Origin of the sequence: Polycladomyces abyssicola (genome assembly GCF_018326425.1) — a bacterium.
Taxonomy (GTDB): Bacteria; Bacillota; Bacilli; order Thermoactinomycetales; family JIR-001; genus Polycladomyces; species Polycladomyces abyssicola.
In genome coordinates, this window is sequence record NZ_AP024601.1 from 2,951,489 (window position 1) to 2,974,952 (window position 23,464).

Annotated in this window: 20 protein-coding genes and 1 riboswitch; of the genes, 4 read left to right on the forward strand and 16 right to left on the reverse strand. The window is 54.2% G+C overall.

All coding sequences use genetic code 11. The features are described from left to right. Positions 1-41 precede the first annotated feature (41 nt). A complete protein-coding gene (locus tag KI215_RS14675; protein ID WP_212773430.1) occupies positions 42-2,255 on the reverse strand; it encodes a cell wall-binding repeat-containing protein in 2,214 nt (737 codons plus the stop codon). Positions 2,256-2,670: 415 nt separating this feature from the next. Next, a riboswitch (TPP riboswitch) is annotated at positions 2,671-2,781 on the forward strand. A gap of 84 nt (positions 2,782-2,865) precedes the next feature. Between KI215_RS14675 and KI215_RS14680 the strand changes: the two genes are divergently transcribed. From KI215_RS14680 to KI215_RS14695, 4 genes are read left to right on the forward strand one after another with little or no spacing between them, the layout of a single operon-like run. Continuing rightward, entirely contained in the window at positions 2,866-3,864 is a 999-nt protein-coding gene (locus KI215_RS14680) for an ABC transporter substrate-binding protein (RefSeq protein ID WP_212773431.1), read from the forward strand. Between the two features lies 1 nt (position 3,865). Continuing rightward, positions 3,866-4,165 (forward strand): thiamine-binding protein, encoded by a 300-nt coding sequence (locus KI215_RS14685; RefSeq protein ID WP_212773432.1) that lies wholly within the window; start codon positions 3,866-3,868, stop codon positions 4,163-4,165. Next, positions 4,149-4,922 carry an ABC transporter permease gene (locus KI215_RS14690; RefSeq protein ID WP_212773433.1) on the forward strand — a complete coding sequence of 258 codons (774 nt, stop codon included), beginning with the start codon at positions 4,149-4,151 and terminating at the stop codon, positions 4,920-4,922. The genes KI215_RS14685 and KI215_RS14690 overlap by 17 nt, the downstream gene beginning before the upstream one ends. Beyond that, a complete protein-coding gene (locus KI215_RS14695; RefSeq protein WP_212773434.1) occupies positions 4,906-5,643 on the forward strand; it encodes an ABC transporter ATP-binding protein in 738 nt (245 codons plus the stop codon). Before KI215_RS14690 ends, KI215_RS14695 begins: the two co-directional genes overlap by 17 nt. Before the next feature lie 131 nt (positions 5,644-5,774). Here the strand turns inward: KI215_RS14695 and KI215_RS14700 are convergent, their stop codons facing one another. The 15 genes from KI215_RS14700 to KI215_RS14765 all read right to left on the reverse strand — a co-directional run bounded on the left by KI215_RS14700 (position 5,775) and on the right by KI215_RS14765 (position 23,426). Continuing rightward, positions 5,775-7,037, reverse strand: coding sequence for an ABC transporter permease (locus tag KI215_RS14700; protein WP_212773435.1), 1,263 nt, complete (start codon positions 7,035-7,037; stop codon positions 5,775-5,777). A 149-nt stretch (positions 7,038-7,186) separates the two neighbouring features. After that, the gene (locus KI215_RS14705) at positions 7,187-7,837 is read right to left on the reverse strand and encodes an ABC transporter ATP-binding protein (protein WP_246512135.1); all 651 of its coding nucleotides are present in this window, start codon (positions 7,835-7,837) and stop codon (positions 7,187-7,189) included. A gap of 265 nt (positions 7,838-8,102) precedes the next feature. After that, positions 8,103-9,482 (reverse strand): MFS transporter, encoded by a 1,380-nt coding sequence (locus KI215_RS14710; RefSeq protein WP_212773436.1) that lies wholly within the window; start codon positions 9,480-9,482, stop codon positions 8,103-8,105. 477 nt (positions 9,483-9,959) lie between these two features. Beyond that, on the reverse strand, positions 9,960-10,919 hold the full coding sequence (gene argF, locus KI215_RS14715) for an ornithine carbamoyltransferase (protein WP_212773437.1): 960 nt from the start codon (positions 10,917-10,919) through the stop codon (positions 9,960-9,962). Further along, positions 10,916-14,152, reverse strand: a complete 3,237-nt coding sequence (gene carB / locus KI215_RS14720) for a carbamoyl-phosphate synthase (glutamine-hydrolyzing) large subunit (RefSeq protein WP_420830198.1) — start codon at positions 14,150-14,152, stop codon at positions 10,916-10,918. Before carB ends, argF begins: the two co-directional genes overlap by 4 nt. 22 nt (positions 14,153-14,174) lie before the next feature. Beyond that, entirely contained in the window at positions 14,175-15,245 is a 1,071-nt protein-coding gene (locus tag KI215_RS14725; protein WP_212773439.1) for a carbamoyl phosphate synthase small subunit, read from the reverse strand. Then, the gene (locus tag KI215_RS14730) at positions 15,205-16,407 is read right to left on the reverse strand and encodes an acetylornithine transaminase (RefSeq protein ID WP_212773440.1); all 1,203 of its coding nucleotides are present in this window, start codon (positions 16,405-16,407) and stop codon (positions 15,205-15,207) included. The genes KI215_RS14725 and KI215_RS14730 overlap by 41 nt, the downstream gene beginning before the upstream one ends. Continuing rightward, entirely contained in the window at positions 16,334-17,206 is an 873-nt protein-coding gene (gene argB, locus KI215_RS14735; protein ID WP_212773441.1) for an acetylglutamate kinase, read from the reverse strand. Before argB ends, KI215_RS14730 begins: the two co-directional genes overlap by 74 nt. A 134-nt stretch (positions 17,207-17,340) precedes the next feature. Then, positions 17,341-18,606 carry a bifunctional glutamate N-acetyltransferase/amino-acid acetyltransferase ArgJ gene (argJ, locus tag KI215_RS14740; RefSeq protein WP_212773442.1) on the reverse strand — a complete coding sequence of 422 codons (1,266 nt, stop codon included), beginning with the start codon at positions 18,604-18,606 and terminating at the stop codon, positions 17,341-17,343. A gap of 40 nt (positions 18,607-18,646) precedes the next feature. Next, positions 18,647-19,681 (reverse strand): N-acetyl-gamma-glutamyl-phosphate reductase, encoded by a 1,035-nt coding sequence (argC, locus tag KI215_RS14745; protein WP_212773443.1) that lies wholly within the window; start codon positions 19,679-19,681, stop codon positions 18,647-18,649. 146 nt (positions 19,682-19,827) lie between these two features. Continuing rightward, complete coding sequence (locus tag KI215_RS16150) at positions 19,828-19,962, reverse strand: hypothetical protein (RefSeq protein ID WP_275956716.1); 135 nt, start codon at positions 19,960-19,962, stop codon at positions 19,828-19,830. A gap of 159 nt (positions 19,963-20,121) precedes the next feature. Continuing rightward, on the reverse strand, positions 20,122-20,748 hold the full coding sequence (locus KI215_RS14750; protein ID WP_212773444.1) for a hypothetical protein: 627 nt from the start codon (positions 20,746-20,748) through the stop codon (positions 20,122-20,124). A gap of 209 nt (positions 20,749-20,957) precedes the next feature. Continuing rightward, complete coding sequence (locus tag KI215_RS14755; protein ID WP_212773445.1) at positions 20,958-21,743, reverse strand: enoyl-CoA hydratase-related protein; 786 nt, start codon at positions 21,741-21,743, stop codon at positions 20,958-20,960. A gap of 93 nt (positions 21,744-21,836) precedes the next feature. Then, positions 21,837-22,886: a sulfite oxidase gene (locus KI215_RS14760; RefSeq protein WP_212773446.1), complete on the reverse strand. Its 1,050-nt coding sequence runs from the start codon at positions 22,884-22,886 to the stop codon at positions 21,837-21,839. 111 nt (positions 22,887-22,997) lie between these two features. After that, positions 22,998-23,426, reverse strand: coding sequence for an RrF2 family transcriptional regulator (locus tag KI215_RS14765; protein WP_212773447.1), 429 nt, complete (start codon positions 23,424-23,426; stop codon positions 22,998-23,000). Positions 23,427-23,464 lie beyond the last annotated feature (38 nt).

Consider the following 23,464-nt stretch of genomic DNA (forward strand, 5'->3'; position numbering starts at 1 on the left):
AAAAAACAACCCAGCGGCATGTACCACTGGGTTGTGTTCGTTCACTGCATGTAACCGGAGATTTTTTGTGCCACATCAGTGGAGACAGAACCTGTTCCACCGAGGATGTACCCTTTTTGGAATACCCCACGATTCTCGGACAGATAGGTTTCCACTTCCACCGGCAGTTTGGTGGGTGTCGTCAACAAGATCGGCGAACCGGTCAAACCAGCGAGCGGTCCCCCGGACAGGGCGTCCGCGAAGAAGTTCTGATCCCCGCGTGCAAAGACGAGAGAGGAAGCGCTCATGTTGAAATACTTCGCCAGGTTGACACCCACTTCGAAGCGGTTGGCACCACTGATGCGGGTCACCGTACCCTTGGTCTCCAGCTGCGCTTTCACCGTATCAGAAACAGTCGCCGGACCACCCACGATAACGAACTGGTTGATCTCCGGATGATTGTTCAGGAACTGCATAATCGGGTCAGGCACGCTGTTGGTACCCACCAGCAGGATGGGCATTCCTCTTTGTGCCGCAATGCTTGAGGCGGACAGCGCATCGGGAAACGTCAATCCGCTGGCAATGATGGCTGTGTTGGTGGGCGTACCGCTCACCACTTGTTCCGCTACGGAAGCGGAAACGGCAAAACGGTTGGGTCCGTCGATTCGCGTGATCCCGTCAGCAGGGACGCCCAGATTACGCAACTGCGCTTCCACGTTGGTGGATACGGAGCCTGTTCCGCCGAGAATCACCACTTTGGCCGGATGACGACGTTGGATTTCCATCTGTACCGACGTCGGCAAAGAGGTGGTAGACGTCAGCAGGATGGGGGACTTCGACTTGGCGGCAAGCGGTCCGCCAGACAAGGCATCAGTGTACAAATCCCCGCGTGCCAGCAGGATGGTGTCCGAGGAGAAGCCGCGGTTCTCCAACTCCTTGCTAACATTGACCGCCACTTCATAACGGTTGGCACCGTCCAGCCGTTTCAGGTTTGTGTTGATGTTGCTCTCCTGAATGGCCGCCGCCACATCCTGTCGAATTTGTGGCAAATCGTTGTACACGTAATCGCCGGGGCAGTAGGTGCCAGGCGTGTACTTGGAATCCCGGTGACCGGCGATGTTGGGCACATCGTGATCCACCTTCGGAATGTTGGGATCAGTCACTTCGTAATCCCGAACAAAATCCGATTTCCCCGTCGGATCGATATTGTTGATGGAGGCGACGTACGCCAACAATTTCACCAATGCCTGACGCATGTTGGCGGGCAACGGGGTGGATTGATACTCGCCCATGAGGGAGACGGAAAAACCGCCTTTGTTAAACCCATACGTACCCGCACCTACAACGCCGTTGGTCAGCACATCGTTGTCCTGCCCTTTTCGCCCTTCGTAGATCCGCCCGTCACTGCCGATGATGGCGTTATAGGCAATATCGCCCCAGCCTTTGGTCACGGCGTGGTAGTAATAGATGGCACGCACGCGAGCGGCGGGGTCGGGATCATTGTTGGGCGTGTCCGTGTGATGGACGAAAATGTGCGAAACCGAATGGTATTCGCGCGGCCACTTTTCCGTTCCGTCCGCATTGTAGCGCAGGGATTCGTCCGCGCCCCATTCTGCTCGGGAGACAATGTCCGGCTTGTTGGCTGCGGCGTGGACTTTTTCAAACAGGATGTCCCAGAAAGACTTCTTGGACTCCACTTTTTTCCCATCGCGCGAGTTGATGAACGTCACCTGAATGTCCTTAATGCGAGGAACCACGTTTTTGTTCGAATGCATCTGGACCCGGTATTGGAAATATCGTCCGTTGTTGGCGTAGATCAATTGGCTGAATGTTTCGGTCGAGTGGCCAGGCCCCGGTGTCATGTCCGCATCGACTTCGGCCTCCTTCCAAGAAGACCAATGATGACCGTCGGAAGAAAAGCGCACGTCGATTCGGGTGTTGGACTGTGCTTTGATCTTGTTTTTAGCCCGATTTTTCCAGTGGACACCGACATCCGTAAATACAATGGATGAACGGATGACCGGCGAAGTGTAAACCGCGTCCTGACCAGTCTGTTTCGGTGTCAGAACCGTTTGTTTACCTTCCAATTCCATCTTGACGTTTTGGCTTTTTCCCTTGGCGAAGTCACCCCAGATTTGGTGACGAACATTGTCAGCCATCACCTTCACCGCCGGAGGCTTGGCCCAACTGGAGGGATATACAGGTAAGGAAAATGCCACAAAAGCTGCGATTCCGGCCATCAAATACATCAGGAGCCGACTTTTCCGGCGCCGCATGAAATTCCCCCTTCTCCCATTCAGCGATGTTTTATCTTGGAAGAATCAATGACTGGTATCACACCGAGTAGTGTTTGAGCGAATTTTCTGTCTTGTATTAATTGAATCAGATCTATCCGTTCCTGCCGACCTGTATAGCCCGGAAATGCGCTTCTCAGAGTCCCCTCCTCTTCTATTGACATCGCTAGGAATATTTTAAGTTCTAGCTATTTTAAGTCAAGCTATTTTCCTAATCTCATCCAATAGAAAAAGTTGTATTTGAGATGAACGGTTTTTGTTACTGGGACACCCTCAAGGGATGGACAGTGTTTCTACTTGTGTTCGCTTTTCGAGATAAGATGGCTTTTTATCTTTCCATCACCTCCCTCTTATGGACAAAAACGATATGCTTTCGTATAATGAAGCCCGTACCAATCGAATATTCGAGGGGAGCTGGATAATGGCCGGCTGAGAAAGTGTACCGATACACTGACCCTAGGAACCTGATCCGGGTAATTCCGGCGTAGGGAAAGATCGAAAATCGTTCGCTTTCTGTGCATATCAGCGCCTCCGGATCAGGAAGGCGCTTTCTTTTATGGATTGATTTCTTTTTGAAAGGTGGAATCTATCAATGAAACGGATCGGATGGCTTTTGAGCTTGGTTCTCCTGCTGGTCATGGCCACTGCCTGCAGTACGCCGGGGGCCGATTCATCGGGCAAAGGACTGAAAAAAGTGACGCTCGTTCTGGACTGGACCCCGAACACCAACCATACCGGCCTTTATGTGGCGAAAGCAAAAGGTTATTTTAAACAAGAAGGGTTGGATGTGGATATTATTCAACCGGGACAGAGCGGTGCTGAACAAATGGTGGCTTCCGGACGCGCCCAGTTTGGCGTCAGCTACCAAGAAAATGTCACCGAAGCACGTACTCAAGGGATACCCATCGTCTCCATCGCGGCGGTCATCCAACATAACACTTCGGGATTCGCTTCACCTGCAAACAAAAACATCAAGCGCCCCAAGGATTTTGAGGGCAAAACCTATGGCGGTTGGGGTTCCCCGATTGAAAAGCAAATGATCACGTCGCTGATGGAAGGGGATCATGCGGATCCCAACAAGGTAAAAATCATCAACACAGGAAATGCGGATTTCTTTTCCATCGTCAAACGCAATGTGGATTTTGCATGGATTTATTACGGTTGGACGGGCATTGAAGCTGAACTTCGCGGCATGAAGCTGAACATCATTTATCTGACCGATTACTCCAAAGATCTGGATTACTATACTCCGGTGTTGATCACGAGCGAAAAAGAGATCAAGCAGGACCCGCAAACAGTCAAAGCGTTTATGCGCGCCGTGAGCAAAGGATATCAGTATGCCATTGATCACCCGGACGATGCTGCTTCCATTCTTTCCAAAGCGGTTCCTGACCTCGATCCGAAGCTGGTAAAGAAAAGTCAAGAATGGTTGAGCCCGCGTTATCAAGCGGATGCGCCGGTTTGGGGCCATCAAAAACAAGAAGTGTGGGCCAGGTACGCCAACTGGATGAAGGAGCACAAGCTGCTCAAAGGCAACTTTGACCCGAGTAAAGCTTTTACCAATCAGTTCTTGCCCCAAGGAGGAAATTGAGATGGCCAGTACACTCTTGAGCATTCAAATTCTCCCGCATACGCCGGGCGGGGAAAGTGTGTTCCCCTACGTCGACCGGGCAATTGAAATCATTCAAAACGCTGGGGTGCCTTTCCGGGTCGGTCCGCTGGAAACAACCATGGAAGGCGAACTGCCCGAGCTCCTTGCCATCGTGGCCAAAATGAATGAAGAAATGGTGAAGATGGGCTGTCGCAGCATCCTTTCGCACGTGAAAATCTATCACAATGTGGATGGTATCACCATGAAAGAGTTGACGCAAAAATATGATGAAACGGTTTAACTACGGACCATCCATCCTGTTTTTTGCCGTCCTCCTGCTTTTGTGGGAGGCGGCTGTTCGTCTATGGTCCATTGATCCTTGGATGTTGCCGGCCCCTTCCCGCATCTTCACAACCCTGGTCCATGAGTGGACACGCATCCCGGAAAACTTGTTCGCGACCGCATGGATCGCCATCTGCGGCTTGCTCTTGGGTCTGGCCATCGGTTTGATGGCAGCCGTCTTTTTGCACTGGTCCAGTCTTTTGAGGAAATTGATATACCCATTGCTGATCTTATCGCAAAACATCCCATTGATCGCCCTCGCTCCCCTGCTCATTCTTTGGCTGGGTTTTGGGATGGAACCGAAAGTGATGGTCGTGGCCCTGGTCTGCTTTTTTCCGATTACCGTGTCCACCTTGGATGGTTTTCAGCAAACGGACCGGACACTGATCAGGTATATGGAAATGGCGGGAGCTTCGCGCCTGCAACGCTTTTTTAAACTGGAATGGCCGTCCGCGCTTCCCTCCTTTTTTTCCGGATTCAAACTGGCGGCCACCTATAGCGTGATGGGTGCTGTGATTGCGGAATGGCTGGGAGCAAAAGACGGGTTGGGTGTGATGATGCAACTGGCCTCTTCCTCCTTCCGAACGGATCGGGTCTTTGTGGCCATCTTGTTGGTCGCGGGTTTAAGCTTGCTCCTTTTTGCCACAATCTCCCTCATTGAAGTTTGGACCTTACGCTGGCAGACCAGGAAGGGAGGAGATGGCCGTGAAACTTGAGGTGAAAGAACTGGCTTTTGCCTATGACCAACAACTGATCATTGAAAACCTCTCGCTCGGGGTCAAACCGGGGGAATTCGTCTCTTTGATCGGCCCTTCCGGGAGTGGAAAGAGCACGCTTTTTTATCTCATCGGCGGGATCTACAAGCCGAAACGGGGAGAAATTCTGCTCGACGGCAAACCCATTCGCGGAAAAAGAGGGCATATCGCTTACATGCCCCAACAACCCTCCCTGTTTCCCTGGCGCACGATTGAACAAAATGTCCGATTGGCCCAAGAGCTGAATGGCCACCCGGATCCTTCGCATGTGCAGAGTTTGTTGAAAAAGGCGGGGCTTGACCATGTGGCCCACTGTTATCCGCATGAGCTGAGCGGCGGCATGCAACAGCGCGCTGCGTTTATCCGTGCCCTGGCCAGCAAACAGGAGCTCTTGTGCCTGGATGAACCGTTCGGCGCGCTAGACGCTCTTACCCGCACCCACATGCAACAATGGCTCTTAACCGTTTTGGAAACGGAACGGCGAACAGTTCTTTTCATCACCCATAGCATTGAAGAAGCGCTCCTCCTGTCTGATCGTATTTATGTCTTAAGCCGACAGCCGATGCGGGTACTTCGGGAGATCTCAGTGCCATATTCCCGCGGCGACCGTTTCTCCTTGCGCGGGACAGCCGATTGGATGGCGCTGCACCTGGAAATTGAAAACCTTCTCTTGCCAACATAAAAATGCATGCAGCGGGTCCGAATTTCCCGTCGCGGTGGAGCGGAGACAGGAAATTCGGACCCGCAGACTTTATCAAAAACCTAAAACACGGGACACCTCATTCTAGACAAAACATCAAAGGAAAAAAAGGGTTACCCAGGAAAACCCGATCTACTGGGTACACCGGTAGATACTTCCCAACTGGCAAACAGTTGGACGGTTAATCGCCCTGCTCCCCAACCGACAGGGATCATCCATAACGCCCCCCAACCGCCGAAAGAAGGAATGCCAACCGCTACGGACAGCGGGAGGAACCCAAGTAGATGCAGCACGGAAAAGGCGATGATGAACCCGCTTTTCGGAATGCTCCCCTCTGGAAACCACACACGAAAAAGCGCATGGGAACACCACCCACGCCAATAGGAACGGACCCATAACCCCAACAATAAGGAAAACAGCAACCATAACCCCCATCGCAACCAAAACGGGGAAACGACGACCGCCATCGTGCACACGCCCACCAATTGACCGTATTGGATCAACTGTTGGCCATTGCGGAAAAAGGATTTGATGACCGCTTCCGCAAGAACATGAGCGGCTGTCTGCTTCCGAAATATCCTACCGGAACGCGGGAACAGCCACGGCCGCTTTTTGACCCAATAGGAAGGGCGGTTCAACACACCTGACTTGCCCATAATAAACGATGCCCACTTCAACCGCTGGGTTTGCTCATACGCCATATCCTGAAGCCAGGTTCCCTGCTCTCGGACGCGCATACGCATCCATATCATCCAGCACCCCAACAGTATCGTGGCCGCTGTGAATAATACTGCCGGATTGTCGATCCCTTCATAACCGACCGTGACAAATCCGATCCCTGCAGCTATGAAGAACAATACCGTCCACACCCGTTTCAGGAAGGGGCGTTCCATCACGGTCAGTCTCCTTTTGACAAGAGCCACACACGCTTTGGCTTGCCAGATCCATATCCACCAAGCCACAACTGCCGGAAAGGAAACGTCCATTTTTTGTCGGAATAGCGGCCACAGCAGAACCGTGATCCACAAACTCTCCAACGCTTGCTTTATCCATGCAAAAAGAAGGCCGGTGCGAAGAAAACGTCGCATCCACTCCGTCCGTTGCAGCAAAAACAACTGATCAGCCGGTTCGATGTACAATCGCAGCGATCCCAGCCAAACCAACAAAAAAGCCATCCCCACCAGGGAACTGGGCGGCAAAGGGCTAAGCCAGCTCGGTTCTTCTTTCCACCAAGCGAGGTAGCGATCGATGAGAATCGCCAAACTGGGGACGATCAGGTACAACGCCACCGTCCAATCGATCACGGTTCGCCACACCTGGTACTGAAACCGCCAATCCGACCACCATCTCCGAAGAAACCATTTCTGCGGCGACATGGGTTGCACCTCCTGGGGCGTGTCCAATCCATGTGTCCGATCGCCTATGTACGAAAGTTGTTCTCCTGGGGCTTGTCTGGTCATTCCGTAAGGGAGCAATGTTTTCCCAGGCGAGCGAAGACCTAAGCCCTGACTGAGCGAAGACCCCCCTAGGCCGACGTGAGGAAATCAAAACAATCCATCAACGATGCTTCCTCACGTCCCATCCGCGACCGTAGCTCCGCCAGCGTGCCACGAGCCACACATCGCCCTCCCGTAAGCAGGAGAAACGAATCGCAGATCTTTTCGGCCGTATCCAACACATGCGTCGACAACAGCACGGCTGCCCCGCGCTTGCGCTCTTCCATCAACAAACACAGCAGCTCCTTGGTCGCCCGCGGGTCTAAACCAATAAAAGGCTCATCCACGATATAGAGGTCCGGTTGCAACAAAAATCCTACGATCAGCATCACCTTTTGCTGCATCCCTTTGGAAAAGCTTCGTGGAAGATGATGCTTCTCTTTCGTCATTTGAAACCGCTCCAACAGCTCATCGGCTTTCTTTTCAAATTCATCACGGGGCATCGTATAAGCGGAAGCCGCCAATTCCAGATGCTCCCACACTGTCAAGTCATCGTACAGTACCGGGTGCTCCGGCACATAACTGTACCGTTGGCGGGGGCCTGTCAGGCTCACCCGACCGTCCACGTTTTCCAATAAGCCCAAAATCGCTTTAATGGTGGTGCTTTTTCCTGCGCCATTGGGACCGATCAATCCCATCATTTCACCGCTTTTCAGCGAAAACGATATATCGTGTACCACTGCCTGCGCCTGCCCGAGCCAGCTTGCCGAAGATCGACTTGCAACACTTCCATGTTGACTCGCCCCGTCCTTTGCATTGCATATCCTTCCGTTCCCCTCGACTGGTGTTTGTCTGATCAACGATTTTGATCCAGATGCGCCTTTTTCCTCTCACTCCTGTTTTGCCAGCTTGATGGTTTCGTCGCTGGATAAGGGCATTCCAATGAGCAATCAGACACGCACTAATCTCTTAAAACACCGTCTTTCGCCACGTCATCCCCTTCCCTCAATGGCAGGCGTCGAATGCATCCGACTGATCTGTCCGCCTTTTGGACAGGCACCGATCAACCAACACCGTAATGAACGCTCCGGCCAATAATCCCACACAGATCCACATCGTCCACCGGAAGCCGAAGGGATCGATCCGTCCCACTCCGTCTGTCTCCACCCGTGAACCGAACACACCCCCTGCGAATGCACCTGTAAGAAACTGTATCATTTGAAAAAGTCCCATATAGTTACCCGTTTGTTGCCTCGGGACACTCAGCAACGCGATTTTGTTCTGCGCGGGCATGGTAAGGGTATGACCAATACCGATCAATAAATAGATGAAGAGAAACATCCATATGGAACCGACACCAAAAGCCGTCCACAACAACAGGCTGATACCGAGAAGGCTCAACCCCATACCGCTTCCCATCGCCGACAACGGATACCGGTCCGCCGCCCTGCCAGCCAGATTGGCGAAGAGCATGCCGGTCACCGACTCGACCAGGATCACCCATCCGATCCGATCCGTCGGCCAATGGTGAACATCCCGCAGATAACTGGGGCCATAGAGGGCGATGGTGTTGATTACCATAAAAATCAGAAAGACACGTACGCAAGCGTTCAGAAAACGAGTATGCCAATAAAACCCTTTGGGCAACAGGGGCATGTGTCTCGCCTCTCCGTAACAGAATCCTCCCAGAGCCGAAAGTGCTGCTACCAGCATGCCGATGTTGCTTGGCTCCAACAAAAACATTTGCAGGATGATGATCCCTGCCAACAGTGACAAACTGCTGATCCAAGGGATGGACGCATTTCCGGACGGTTTTTCATCAGTAGAGTAGGCGGGAATACGTATCCAACCAAGTATCAAGCTGATCAAGGCACAAAAGGCCAGAACGAGAAAGAGCGCGTGCCACTCGTAGGTTTTGAGAATCAATCCCCCCAAAGCGGGTCCCACAATGGTGGCCAATGACAAGGTGGCGGAAAACCAACCGAACGCCCATCCCACCCGCTCGTCGGGAAAATGATGCCGAATCAGTGTCACGATTGCCGGGACGATCATCGCATCAGCAACAGCCTGTGTCGATTGGAAAAACAAAAAGCCGTACCAGTGGGTCATCACACTGCTGATCAAACAGGACAAAACAAAAAGGGACAACCCCGTCAGATACACCAGTCGAGCACCGATGCGATCTGTAATTTTCCCGAAAAACGGAAGCCCGACCGCAAAAAAAGTAAAGAACAGGATGTTTCTATACTGAAGTGTCTCATAACTGATCGAAAAGAATTGGACGAGATCGGGGAACGCGATGGAGAGCATAGAGGTACTCATCACACTGGCAAACACACCCGAAGCAATACAAAAGATCAACCATCGCTGATCAGCCAATGTCATGATGATCATCTCCAATAAATCGCAAGAACCACCGCTTTTCCCTTCAATGGTTTTCAAAATGAGAAGCTGATTAGGGGGGACAGATCAATTCCTCTGCACTGAGGTGGGTAGCCTGGCTCCTGTTATTTCCTTCCTTATCGTACTATGATAATCGTTATGGATCAATAAAAATTCCCAATTTAGAGATACGGGCTATTAGAACTAAACATTTTCTAGGCTTGGACGAAGCCTTCTTGGATGGAGGCGGGTTGCCACGCCAAATGAAGCGAGAAGCCCACGGCGACCAAAGGGAGTGCCTCTGGTACTTTAGCTGTGTGGAGCAAGTCACAATCAAATCAGAAACTTAATGGAGAAAATCCAAAAACGGGAAAGCGACAAAGCTGAAACATATATGCTGTGAAAGAAAAAATCCTGTAAGCCGCGAACATATGCGGGCCTACAGGATTTTTTCTATATCCAAACAACGATATGACCCATTCAACCCATCAACAGCAACATCAGCGCTTTTTGGGCATGCAGGCGGTTTTCCGCCTGATCCCACACCACGGATTGTGGTCCGTCCAGTACGTCGGCGGTCACTTCCCATCCACGATAGGCGGGCAAGCAGTGGAGGAAAACGGCATCCGGCTTCGCCTTGCTCATCAATTTCGCATCCACCTGATAACTGCCGAAGATTTGTTTGCGGAGTTCCTTTTCCTCCTCCTGACCCATACTGGCCCACACGTCGGTATAGACGGCATCGGCTTGCTGGACCGCTTCAGCCGGGTCGGTCGTAATCGTGATCTCCGCTCCCGTATCCTTGGCGATTTGCCGTGCTTCTTCCACCACATCCGGCAACGGCTGATACCCTTCCGGGGCAGCGACGGAGATGTGAACGCCCATCGCGGCACAACCGTGAAGGAGGGAATGAGCCACGTTGTTCCCGTCGCCCACAAAAGCCAGCTTCAGACCGGCCAATGTTCCTTTTTTCTCCCGAAGGGTGAGCAGGTCGGCCAACACCTGACACGGATGGTGCAAGTCGGTCAGTCCGTTGATGACGGGCACCTCGGCATACCGGGCCAACTCGACCACGGTGCGATGCCCGAAGGTGCGAATCAGAATCCCGTCCACATACCTGGACAGCACACGAGCGGTATCCGCGATGGTCTCACCCCGGCCCATCTGCAATTCATTTCGGTTCAATGAGAGCGCATATCCACCCAATTGGGCAATCCCTGTCTCAAACGACACCCGTGTCCGGGTGGACGGTTTGTCGAAAATCATGGCCAGCGTTTTGCCTGCCAACGGTGTGTAGCGCTCTCCGCGACGCTGTTTCTCCTTCAATCTTTGGGCTACATCCAAAATCAGCCCGATTTCTTCCGGTTTCCAGTCTGCCAGCGACAGACAGTCCCGTCCTTTCAACGGTTCTGCTTGTACGGGAACCAATGCGACACTCATGGTTGGACGACCTCCTTCCATCCGGTTGCGGTAATGGGAACCAACGCCTGCTCCACCGGTGTAGACTCTTCAGCGATGCGGACATACCAGAGAAACGTCTCCAGGGAAGTGAAGCAAGGCACCTGCCATGCCAGACACGCCCGGCGCAGTCGATACCCCGCGCGCTTGGGATCATTGCCACGGGTGGCCACATTGACGACGACTTTGTCGCCATTGGCCTTCAACCATTCCGTCCACTCCTCCTCGGTCAGGCTCTTCACCTCGACTCCCCATTGCTGCAGGATATAACGGGCTGTCCCAGGCGTTCCGTAAAGCGAGACCCCTTTGGCGGACAATTCGCGGACCAGCGAGCCGAGCTCATGCTTTTTGACGTCGGATACTGACAACAACACCCGGGTGCGGGAACTCAGTTCGGGCAAAGGTGCACCGACAGCCGACGGCAATACTTTTTTCATGGCGATCTCCGGTGTGGAACCCATCCCCAGCACTTCGCCGGTCGATTTCATGTTGGGTCCGAGGACAGGATCGACGCCTGGCAATTTGGCAGCGGAAAACACCGGTGCTTTCACTGCTACAATCGGAGGTGGGGGGAGCAGTCCCGTAGGGGCAAAAGCGGCCAGGGCTTCGCCCATCTGCACCCGAGTGGCCCACTCGATCATCGGTACCCCCGTAACCTTGCTGACGATGGGCACTGTCCGGGACGCACGCGGGTTGACTTCCAACACCCGCACCTCTCCGTCGTGGATGACGAACTGGATGTTGAGCAATCCTTTGTGTGACAAGGAACGAGCCATCCGCTCCGTGTAATCGATCAGCCGGTGGCGCACCGCGTCGGGCAGGTCGATCGCCGGCAGAAACGAAATACTGTCTCCGGAATGAACACCGGCCCGTTCCACATGCTGGACCAACACGGGGATGACCACGTCCCGACCGTCGGTGACGGCGTCCACCTCCACTTCGATCCCCTCCATGAATCGGTCCAGCAGGAGCGGATAAGCGGCTTCCGTCACCCCGTATTGATCGTACGTCGCCATTACCGTAGTCAGTTGAGTGGGGCTGTGTACCACCATCATCCCCTGTCCACCAATCACATAGGAAGGACGCAACAACAGAGGATAACCCAGCTTTTCCGCCAGTGCGAAAACCTCTTCTGGAGAAGCGGCCGTCGCCCCCGGAATGTGCGGTATCTCCAGCTCATTCAACCAGCGATAAAACAGCTCACGATCCTCCACCCGATCGATCGCATCGGACGAGGTGCCGTACAAACGCAAACCTGCTTTCTCCAACCCCTGGATCAATTTGACCGCCGTCTGCCCGCCGGTTTGCACCATCACGCCGTCAACCATCTCTTTTTCGGCGACATGCCGGACGTCTTCCACGGTAAGTGGTTCGAAATACAATCGGTCGGCCGTGGCGTAATCGGTGCTGACCGTCTCGGGGTTATTGTTTACCACCACGGCGCAGATTCCCCTTTTTTTGAGGGCTTTCACCGTGTGCACCGAGCAGTAGTCGAATTCGATGCCTTGCCCGATCCGGATCGGACCCGAGCCGACCACCAAGACGCGACGCTCGGCGGATGCGGTCTCCACCTCGTCGTTTCCTTTCCAAGTGGAGTAAAAGTACGGGGTTTCCGCGACGAATTCGGCAGCACAGGTATCCACCCATTTGTATGACGGAGACCATCCTTTTTGTTGCAAGCGTGAGCGCACCTCATTTTCCGAAACACCCCACGTCCGTGCCAACCAGGAGTCGGCCACGCCCCATTCTTTGGCTTTTTTCAACAGATCGTCAGGAACCGATTCCCAAGTGTGCTCCGCCAGTTTCCGTTCCAACTCCACCATCTGCTGCAGTTTGTGCAGGAAAAAGGGCGTAATGTTGGTGAACTGAAGCACCTTTTCCACGCTCCAGCCGCGACGGAAGGCTTCCCCGATCAGGAACAAACGCCGGTCGTCAGCTTCCTCCAAGCCCCGTGCCAACGCTTCGTCGCTCCAGTCGGCAAATTGAGGCAATACCAGCGCGTCCAATCCCATGTCCAATGAGCGGATCGCTTTGTACATGGCCGATTCCAAGTTGCGACCGAGCGCCATTACTTCCCCGGTGGCCTTCATCTGTGTGCCGAGCTTGCGTTCCCCGTACGGGAATTTATCGAACGGCCAACGCGGCAATTTGACCACCACGTAATCCAGCGCCGGCTCAAAGCTGGCAAACGTGTGGCCCGTCACAGGGTTGATACACTCGTCCAGGCGGTATCCCACCGCCAATTTGGCGGCGATGCGGGCGATCGGATACCCCGTCGCCTTGGAAGCCAGCGCACTGGAGCGACTGACCCGCGGATTCACTTCGATGATGGCGTATTCCCCCGTCTCGGGATGAACGGCGAATTGGATGTTACACCCGCCGATCACGCCCAGGGCACGGATCACTTTGCACGCCACCGTCCGCAACTGTTGATACTGACGGTCGGTCAACGTTTGCGACGGGGCCACGACGATGCTGTCCCCGGTGTGGATACCGACGGGGTCGATGTTTTCCATGTTGCACACGGTGATGCACGTATCAGCATGATCCCGCATCACTTCATATTCAATCTCTTTCCATCCCAAAATGCTCTGTTCCACGAGAATCTGGCGGATGGGGCTGGCCGTGAGGCCTTTGCGGGCGATCTCGCGCAGCTCCGTTTCATTCCGGGCGATCCCGCCGCCGAACCCGCCCAAGGTGTAGGCCGGGCGGATGATGGCGGGGTAGCCGATTTCTCCGGCAAATGCCACCGCTTCCTCCACCGTCGACACGGTTTGGCTCCGGGGGACGGGTTCTCCGATATCCGCCATCATCTGCTTGAATGCTTCCCGATCCTCTCCTTTGATGATCGTCTCGATCGGCGTTCCGAGCAGACGGACACCGTATTGCTCCAGTACCCCTTTCTCATGCAGGGCCACCGCCAGGTTGAGCCCCGTTTGCCCACCCATTGTGGCCAGCAATCCATCGGGCCGTTCCCGTTTGATAATCTCTGTCACCACATCGACGGTGAGCGGTTCCATGTAGATGACATCGGCCACATCCGGATCGGTCATCATCGTGGCCGGGTTGTTGTTGATCAGGATGACGCGGATGCCCTCTTCCTTCAGTGCCAAACATGCCTGCGTACCGGAATAGTCGAATTCGGCGGCCTGACCGATCACGATCGGACCGGAGCCGATCACCAGCACGCTGCGAACGGGTTTTGGGTTTGGCACTGGTTGTTCCGGATTGACTGCATCAGCCGACATGGATCGTCACCTTCCTCTTCTGCTGTACCGTCTCGATAAAACGTTGGAAGATTTCCGCAGCGTCTGACGGACCCGGATGTGCTTCAGGATGAAATTGCACACCCAGAATCGGATATTGCCGGTGGGCGATTCCCTCTACCGATCCGTCATGGATATGTCGGTGCGTCACCCGCCATTGGGCCGGGTCCAGCGATTCTTCACGCACCGCGTATCCGTGGTTTTGCGACGTGATCCACACCCGTCCTGTTTCCAGTTCCTTGACAGGATGATTGCTTCCACGATGACCGAACGACAGACGTCCTGTGTCACCGCCCATCGCCAAGGCCAGCAACTGATGGCCCAGACAAATGCCCATCGTGGGTATCCTCTGGATGAACGGCACCCACTCGGACAAGTACGGCAACAATGCTTTCGGATCGCCGGGTCCGTTGGAAAAGAGCAACCCGTCGGGCTCCATCTTGGCCACCTCCGACGGAGACAGATGAAACGGTACCACGGTCACCCGGCAGCCCAGCTCCTGCAACGACCGCAAAATGGAGGCTTTCGCCCCAAAGTCCACCAACACGATGTGGGGAGAGAAGGGTTCTCCGTCATAGGTCACGGGTTTGGCCACTGACACTTGACTCACCCAGTGCAGGGAACAGGGATCGGGCCATTCTTCCACATGCGGATTCGGCACGGGGGAGATCACCCCGCGCACGCATTTCTTCTCACGGATGATCTTCACCACCGTGCGCGTATCCACGCCGGCGATGCCGGTCACGCCGTAACGATGCAGCCATTCGCTTAACGAGGTGTCCGCCTGCTCGTATGCTTCACTCAAAATGACACCGGCGCAATGCGGGCGGACACTCTCCTCCTCCCCCGGTACGATACCGTAATTGCCCAACAGCGGATAGGTAAACGTCACGATCTGCCCCGCATAGGACGGATCGGTCAGCACCTCCTGGTAACCGGTCATTCCGGTGGTAAACACCACTTCTCCCAACACTTCCGACGGCTGCCCAATCCAAGTGCCTTCAAATACGTCCCCCGTGTCCAACACCAGATACGCTTTCACCCTTCTCCACCTCCTCCAATGCGGCTGTCAGAATATCCACTGCTTCCTCCAATTGGGTACGCTCCGTGACCAACGGCGGCAACAAACGAACCACTTGCGGTCCCGCAGGGCTCACCAGCAAACCGCGTTGACGAGCAGCCTCGATTACCTGAGCAACGGGTTGGTTCAACTCAATCCCGATCATCAGTCCCAACCCGCGCACTTCCACCACTCCCGGCCGACCCTCCAATTTTTCCTTCAAACGGGTGATCAGCCACGTGCCGTGTTCCGCCGCTCGGGACAACACATCCGATTGCTTCATCTCCGTGAGTACCGCCCTTGCAGCCGCCATCGCCAGCGGATTGCCACCAAACGTGGAAGCATGCGAACCGGGTCCGAACACGCCCGCGTATTCAGCTTTGGCCAGCATCGCCCCGACTGGCATCCCGTTGCCCAATCCCTTGGCCAACGTCATGATATCCGGTACGATGCCATAATGTTCGCAGGCAAACAGTTTACCGGTCCGTCCGATTCCGGTCTGCACTTCGTCTACCATCAGAAGCACACCCTTGTCGGCGCACAACCGGGCTAATCCCTCCACAAACGCCGGATCGGCGGGTCGGACGCCTCCTTCACCCTGCACAAGTTCCAGAAACACCCCGGCCACATCTGGGGTCAATGCCTCTTCTACAGATCCCAAGTCGTTATAAGTGGCGTAAACGAAGCCTTCCGGCAAGGGATCAAATCCTGTTTTTACCTTGTCCTGACCTGTCGCCGTCAATGTGGCCAGTGTTCGTCCGTGAAAGGATTTTCGGAACGTCAGGATGATGGGACGTTCGATTCCCCGTTTTTCACGAGCGTATTTCCGCGCCAGTTTGATGGCCGCTTCGTTGGCCTCCGCTCCGCTGTTGCAGAAAAATACCGCCCCCAGTCCGCTGGCTTGCACCAGCAAATCCGCCACCTGTTCCTGCAACGGAATGTGAAACAGGTTGGACACATGCCACAGTTGCCTCAGCTGGGCTTCCACCGCCGTCGTCACGGCCGTGTGGCAATGCCCCAGGTTACACACGCCCAATCCCGAAGTGAAATCCAGATAACGCTTGCCGTCTTCATCCAGCAGGATACTGCCGCTGCCGCTCGCCACGCGGACCGGAACCCGCGTGTAGGTCGGAAACAGAGCCACGGTTTCTCACCACTCCCTTTACAATGCTGGTGCCTGCAAACACCGCTTGTTTACCATCTTTCAACTTCTGCGGAGCGCGTCCGTCGACGATCATCACTCGTTCCACTTCACCGCCCAAGCACCGCATCCCGGCTGTCACTTTCGGGATCATACCGCCGGCGATCGTGCCGTCAGCGATCATGTCGTCGATCTGCTCAGGTGTGACGTGCCGCAGCACGCGCTTCTCCCCGTTTTCCACCTTCCAGATGCCGGGGACGTCGGTCACCAGCGCCAAGGTGTGTGCCTTCAGCGCCTGTGCAATCGCCCCCGCCGCGTGATCGGCGTTAACGTTGTAATGTTGACCGGTTGCATCCACACCCAGCGATGCGACAACGGGCAACCATCCTTGATCCAGCAGCCCCTGCAACATGATCGGATTCACCTCCGTCACGTCGCCCACATAACCAAAGGAGGGATCGCGTTGTTTCACCCGGATCAGCTCACCATCGATCCCGCTGATTCCGATCGCCCGTGCACCGGCTTGCGTGAACTGGGTAACCAAATGTTTGTTGATTACACCGGCCAATACCATCTCGACCACTTCCAATGTGTCAGCGTCCGTAACGCGCAAGCCATCAACAAAGCGGGGCGTAATTCCGGCTTTCTCCAGCCAGCGGTTGATCCAGGGACCCCCTCCGTGTACGATGACGGGCTGCCACCCCCGCTCCAAGAGAGAGACACAGGTGGAAAAAAACGATGGATGAAGCAGATCCATCAAACTGCCGCCGATTTTGATAACCATGATGTTGCGGGTAACCATGTCGCCTCTCTCCTCTCCGGTCTGTATATAAAAACACCTTTCTGTATAAATATGCAAGCCAACCAGAAAATCAGCACCCGCCCGGAGCATTTTTGTCAGCTTCGCTCTGGGACATCGGATGCCAACAGGAGACATCATGTTCTGTAACAAGCATTGATGCGCACGTACTCGTACGTCAGGTCGCATCCCCATGCGGTCGCCTCAAACTCACCTTGATGCAAGTCGACATGGAATTTCACCATGTCACGGCTCAAGACCGATTGGGCTGCTTCTTCATCGAACGTGACGGGCAAACCGTTTTTCACCACTGGAATCTCTCCGATTTTTACGTCCACTGAAGTAGGATCAATCAACGGCGCGCCGTATCCGATTGCGCAGAGAATCCGTCCCCAGTTGGGGTCGGCACCGAATACCGCTGCTTTGACCAGATTGGAGCCCACCACCGCCTTGGCCGATTGCCGTGCCGTCTCCTGCGTAGGTGCACCACTGACAGTCACCTCCACCAGCTTGGTCGCTCCTTCCCCATCCCGTGCAATCATCTGTGCCAAACGACGACATACATAAGCGAAACCAGAGCGGAACGCTGGCCAATCCGGATGATCCGGCTGAAGGGCGGTGGTGTGTGCAGCCAATCCGCTTGCCATCGCGACCACCATGTCATTGGTGCTGCAATCGCCATCGACGGTAATCATGTTGAATGTCTCATCCGTCACTTCTCTCAGCAGTCCCCTCAATACCGCCGGTTCGATCACCGCGTCCGTTGTAAGAAACGCCAGCATGGTGGCCATATTGGGATGAATCATGCCTGATCCTTTGGCGACACCGGCGATTCTCACTTCCTGACCTTCGACCGCGACGACCACTTCCACGGCTTTGGTGCAAGTGTCAGTGGTCAAGATGGCCTGGGCGAAATCGTCGTGACCGCTGTCTCTTACCTGGTCCATTTGCTCTCGCAATGCACGAAGCCCTGCTGAAATCCGGTCCATCGGCAGCAACTCGCCGATCACCCCGGTGGAAGCGACCCCCACCAAATGCTCCGAGATCCCGAACAGTTCCGCCGTTTCCCTGCGCATCCGATACGCATCCGCTTCCCCCTGCGGACCGGTGCAAGCATTGGCATTGCCGCTGTTGACCAGCATTACTTGGAGGTGATCCTCTTTTTCCAAGCTCTCGCGCGTCACTTTCAACGGCGCCGCCTGAAAGGCGTTCATCGTGTACACGGCAGCGGCGGAAGCGGGAACCTCACAGACGATCCAACCGAGATCTTTCCGTTTCCGTTTGATGCCACAGTGCAAACCTGCTGCGTAAAACCCTTTGGGCGAATGAATCCGTGGATGCTCCACCACTGAAAACGCGTCAATCGCCGTTTGTTGCAGCTGGGCCACGTCCGTTCCGCTCATCTTCTGTTTCTCCCCTTTTTCTCATCGTGTTCCGTCTCTATCACGGATACAACGGTAATCCTTCCAAGCCCGCCGTTTCCGGCCATCCCATCCGGATATTCAGATTTTGGACCGCCTGACCTGCCGCTCCTTTCATCAAATTGTCGATCACGGCGACGGCGGTGACGGTTCCCGTCCGTTCGTCCACATGCCATCCCAGATCGCAGTAGTTGCTGCCACGCACGTGCTTGGTCTGTGGCCATTCTCCTTCTGGTTTCAGCCGAACAAATGGGGTGTTTTCATAGTACGACCGATAGCAGTCAGCCACATCGTGACCGGTCACGCCCGGCTTTGCTTGGGCGTATACGTTGGTCAAGATCCCGCGGTTCATTGGTATCAGATGCGGCGTGAACAGGATTTTCACTGGCTCGCCCGATTCCGCTTCCGCAAACCGCTCCAACTCGGGTGTATGCTGATGTACTCCGATTTTGTATGGGTACAGATTTTCGTTCACTTCGCAGTACAATTTGGATTCACTTAATCCTCGTCCCGCTCCGGATACACCTGATTTGGCGTCCACCACCAGCGGAGAAGTTTGGATGAGTCCCTCTTTCAATAATGGCAAAACCGCCAGTAACGTAGCTGTCGGATAACATCCTGGGTTGGCGATCAACGTCGCTTGGGCGACTTGTTCTCCGTACCATTCACTCAACCCGTACACCGCCCGTTCCATCCATTCGACCGGCGCGGGTTCACGTTGGTACCACTGTTGATAGGTGTCAGGGTTCCCCAATCGAAAATCCCCGGAAAGATCGATGACGATCTTCCCTCTCTCCAAAAAAGTAGGCGCCCATTTGCCGCTGACGCCCGGAGGCGTGGCAAAAAAGATCACGTCCCCCACTTCCGCGATACCGTCTACATCCATTTCTTCCAAGGTGAACGTGAGGTGCGCCGCGTGTGGGTACACTTCCCCAAGCGGTTTTCCCGCCGAGGAAGATGATACCATCGCGCCGATCTCGGCATTTGGGTGCCCCTGCAACAATCGGATCAATTCGATGCCACCATAACCGGTCGATCCGATTACAACTGCTTTCACTGGATACGCTACCTCCTCGCGCGGCCGAAGTTTGTATCATTATACGGCCATATTCATATTTATTCAACCCCCTTTTTTCATTTCGACACAAAAAAAATCGCCCCTGTTTGGAGGGACGATTGCAAGACTTCTAATTGAGATTGATTTCACTGTGCCCGCAAGTGATTCGGCTCTTTGGTATAGTTGGAGTTTCGGGAGTCCGTTTTTCCTTGCGGCTGTTCCATCAGGTTTTTTCGATCCTCAGACTCTTCCGTCACACGCTTTCCACGTTGTTCGGCCAATGGTCTCACCCCCTCGTTATCATCAGGGTGCAACCCATTGACCGTCATTATACGTAACGACCGAGACTACCGGCTATCAGGTGTGTCTGATTATGTCGTCAAAAACGCCACTCGTGGGAAAATGTTTTCCCTTCTCTTTAATGACCCCATTCACCATGATTATTTCTTCCGCTTGTTTCTGGGCGGCAATGTTGACTCGGAATCAAACGGATTGCCTGATTTGGCGGCAGGATCCTTTTCCTTCAACCATGAAGGCTTGAACGGGATTTTGGCTGGTTCCTGTTCGTTTTCTTCCTGCTCTCCTGACTCTTCCTCCCCCTCCCATTCCTCCGTCTCCTGTTCTTTTTGCCGTTTGATTTCCGGATCAACCAACACATGATCCGACTTGTCCTTTTCTTCTTTATAGGACGGTGGTTCCCAATTGACCTCTTCTTCCGGCTCTTCGTCTTTCTTCCCTTTTTTCAACCAACCCAATAGGCCGCGTTTTTCTTCCTCTTCCTCATCAAATTTGGGACGGTAACGCGGCTCCAGTTCTTTCAACTCTTTTCGTTTTTGCTCTTCACGCTTGGCCCGGCGTTCCAGAATGGAAAACTCGGTGAAATCGATGTCCTCCGAATCACGCTGAAACATGCGCTCCAGCTCTTCCACTTCCTTGCCACGTACTTTGGACAACCAGATTGATCCCACTACCGCACCGATAATCACCACAGCGAGAATAATCCAAACATATACGGGGATCAAGCTAAAAACCCCCTCCAACAGCATGGCATGCAACCATACCATCAATGTTACACCTCCCTGAAAATGAACGCACTTTGCTCACGATTGGTGTCAGTCGGTTTGTGAACACCATCGTTTCCCGCCGTCCCCATACAGAAAAGTTGTAGCAATCCCCGCATCTTTTGTCAAATCCGCCCCGTTTTTAAATCGACGCGACGGATGGTTATTTCCCGGGAAACGACAACTGCCGGTTAATCCAACCGGCAGTCGACACATTATTTCCCTTGAAATTCCGGTTTCCGTTTTTGAAGAAAAGCATCCATTCCTTCCAGGCGATCCCGGGTATCGAAAGTCAGACCAAAACAAACCGCCTCCAACTGCAAGCCGGATTGCAAATCCGTCTCCGCTCCTTGATTGATTGTTCGTTTGATGTATTTCATGGCAATGGGCGCCTTTTTGGCAAGCACTTCCGCCAGCCGCTTCGCCTCGTCCAGCAACTTGTCGGGCGACGTCACTTTTTGTACCAATCCCAAACGATATGCCTCAGCGGCAGAAATCATTTCCCCGGTCAAACACCAGTATTTCGCGGTCGCCTTCCCAACCAACCGCGCCAATCGCTGGGTTCCGCCAAATCCCGGAATCACGCCCAGATTCACTTCCGGTAGACCGAACTTGGCATTTTCCGACGCGATCAAAATATCACCGCTCATCGCCAACTCGCACCCGCCACCCAAGGCGAAACCGTTGACGGCCATAATCACCGGCTTGTCCAGCTCTTCAATTTTGCTGAAGAGCGCCTGCCCCTTTGCGGCCAACCGTTGTGCTTCGTCAGCCGATTCGATTTGCCTCAGCTCGCTTATGTCGGCCCCCGCAACGAAAGCTTTTTCTCCCGCTCCTGTTATGATCAAACAGCGCACGTCTTCATTTTGCGCCACCCAATCGACCGCATCGGACAATTCCTCCAACGTTTCACGATTGAGCGCATTGAGCACCTGCGGCCGCTGAATGGTCAAAAGTGCCCATCCGTTTCCTTGTTCCAGCACAATATTGTTCCATTCCACGCTGCAACACCTCCTGGTTCGTCATCTGGATCCATGTCTGGATATGAATTCGTTGTCGAATGGTGCACTTCCTTCCCATCCGATTGATCCATCCTATTCCACCTGTACCCGTGAACGGCAGACGGCGTTGTACCCGTACCCTTTCCGATTCCATTTGGCCCGCAGCGGTTGCATACGGCCAGCTGTGTCCGCCGCCCGCGACCAGATTTCGTATTTCCCCGGTTGCAGATCCTTCCAGTTCCAACTCCATTGAACCCATGCGTAGGGATGATCCCAGGGGCGTTGCTGTAGCCGTGCGCGATGCCAATGCTCCCCACGGTCGACAGAAACCTCCACTCTCCTGATCACGCCCTTTCCCGTCCACGCAAGCCCCTCCACCCGGTGATGCCCCGTTTTCAGCACCGAAAAATCATGGGGATACCGGATGAGAGAATTGACGCGGAGAACAGTGACGGGTCTTTTTCCCTCATCACTGTGGGGAAAGGGATAGTAGTGGTAATCTTCCTTTTGATAGTAGCCTTGAAACTGTTCCGTTACCACTTCGATACGGCTCAACCATTTCACAGACGCCATCGCATACCAACCCGGCACAATCAGCCGCAGAGGGGCACCGTGTTCCGGTGACAGTAGTCGACCGTTTTGGGCATAAGCCACCAACGTGTCCGGGTGAAGTGATTTGCCGAGGGGTAAGCTCCGAGCAAATGGCCCCTTATCCTTCCCTTCTCCATCGATACCCCAACACACGACTTCCCGGGCTGTAGAGCAGATACCGGCTTCCTGCAACAAATCACGGAGCGGAACGCCCGTCCATTCTGCCTGGCTGATGGCTCCTTCATTCCAGGGTACGCCGTATACTCGTGGGCGGAATAAGGTTCTGCGGTTGCCCGCGCATTCCATCACCGACACCACTGACTTGGCTGGTCTGGACCGGATATCTTCGCAACTCAGGGTCAAGGGACAACGTACCGCACCAACCACTTGTAAACCGTCCACTTTCGACGCAGGATAATTGTAATGATTTCGACGGTACCATAAACCGTCCGGTGTCATCCAATCCGTGATCCAACGAACGGGGGAACTTTGATTCTCCGGTTGCATCGTTACTGTCTTACGAAACAATTGTTGTGGACGTGACGGTTTCATCCCATTCCACCTTCCTGCAGCATGTTCCGTCATGATGGAGAAACCCCGTTGAGCGGAATCAAACATAGCCTGGTCATCACCCGGTCCGGCTATCCTCCTCTGCACCCTCGATCAGCCGGTCGGTCCTCCTTCCGTTTTCCCCTGCAGCAAATGGTCCAGCGTCGTCCGGTCCAATACGTGCGCCACTGTATCTCGAACCAACGCCCACAACGGTTTCAACAGACAATCCCCCTCCAACGGACACGGTTCGTATGCCGTCACACTGACACAGCTCATGGGGGCCAACGGTCCCTCCAGCTTGCGGATCACTTCTCCGATCACTATCTCCTCAGGCGCAAGTCGCAGGGAATATCCGCCTTGGGCCCCCCGTTTGCTCTTCACGTACCCGTTGGCTTTCAACTGAAGCAAAATCTGCTCCAAATAATGATTGGGAACTAACGTTTTTTCCGCAATCTCCGATATGGGAACCACATCCCCTTTACGTAACCCCAACAACAACAAGGCACGCAGGGCGTACTCCCCGCGGCTGGAAACCTTCATGCTTTCCTCCCATCCCTACCATCCCGAGCAGAATGGTC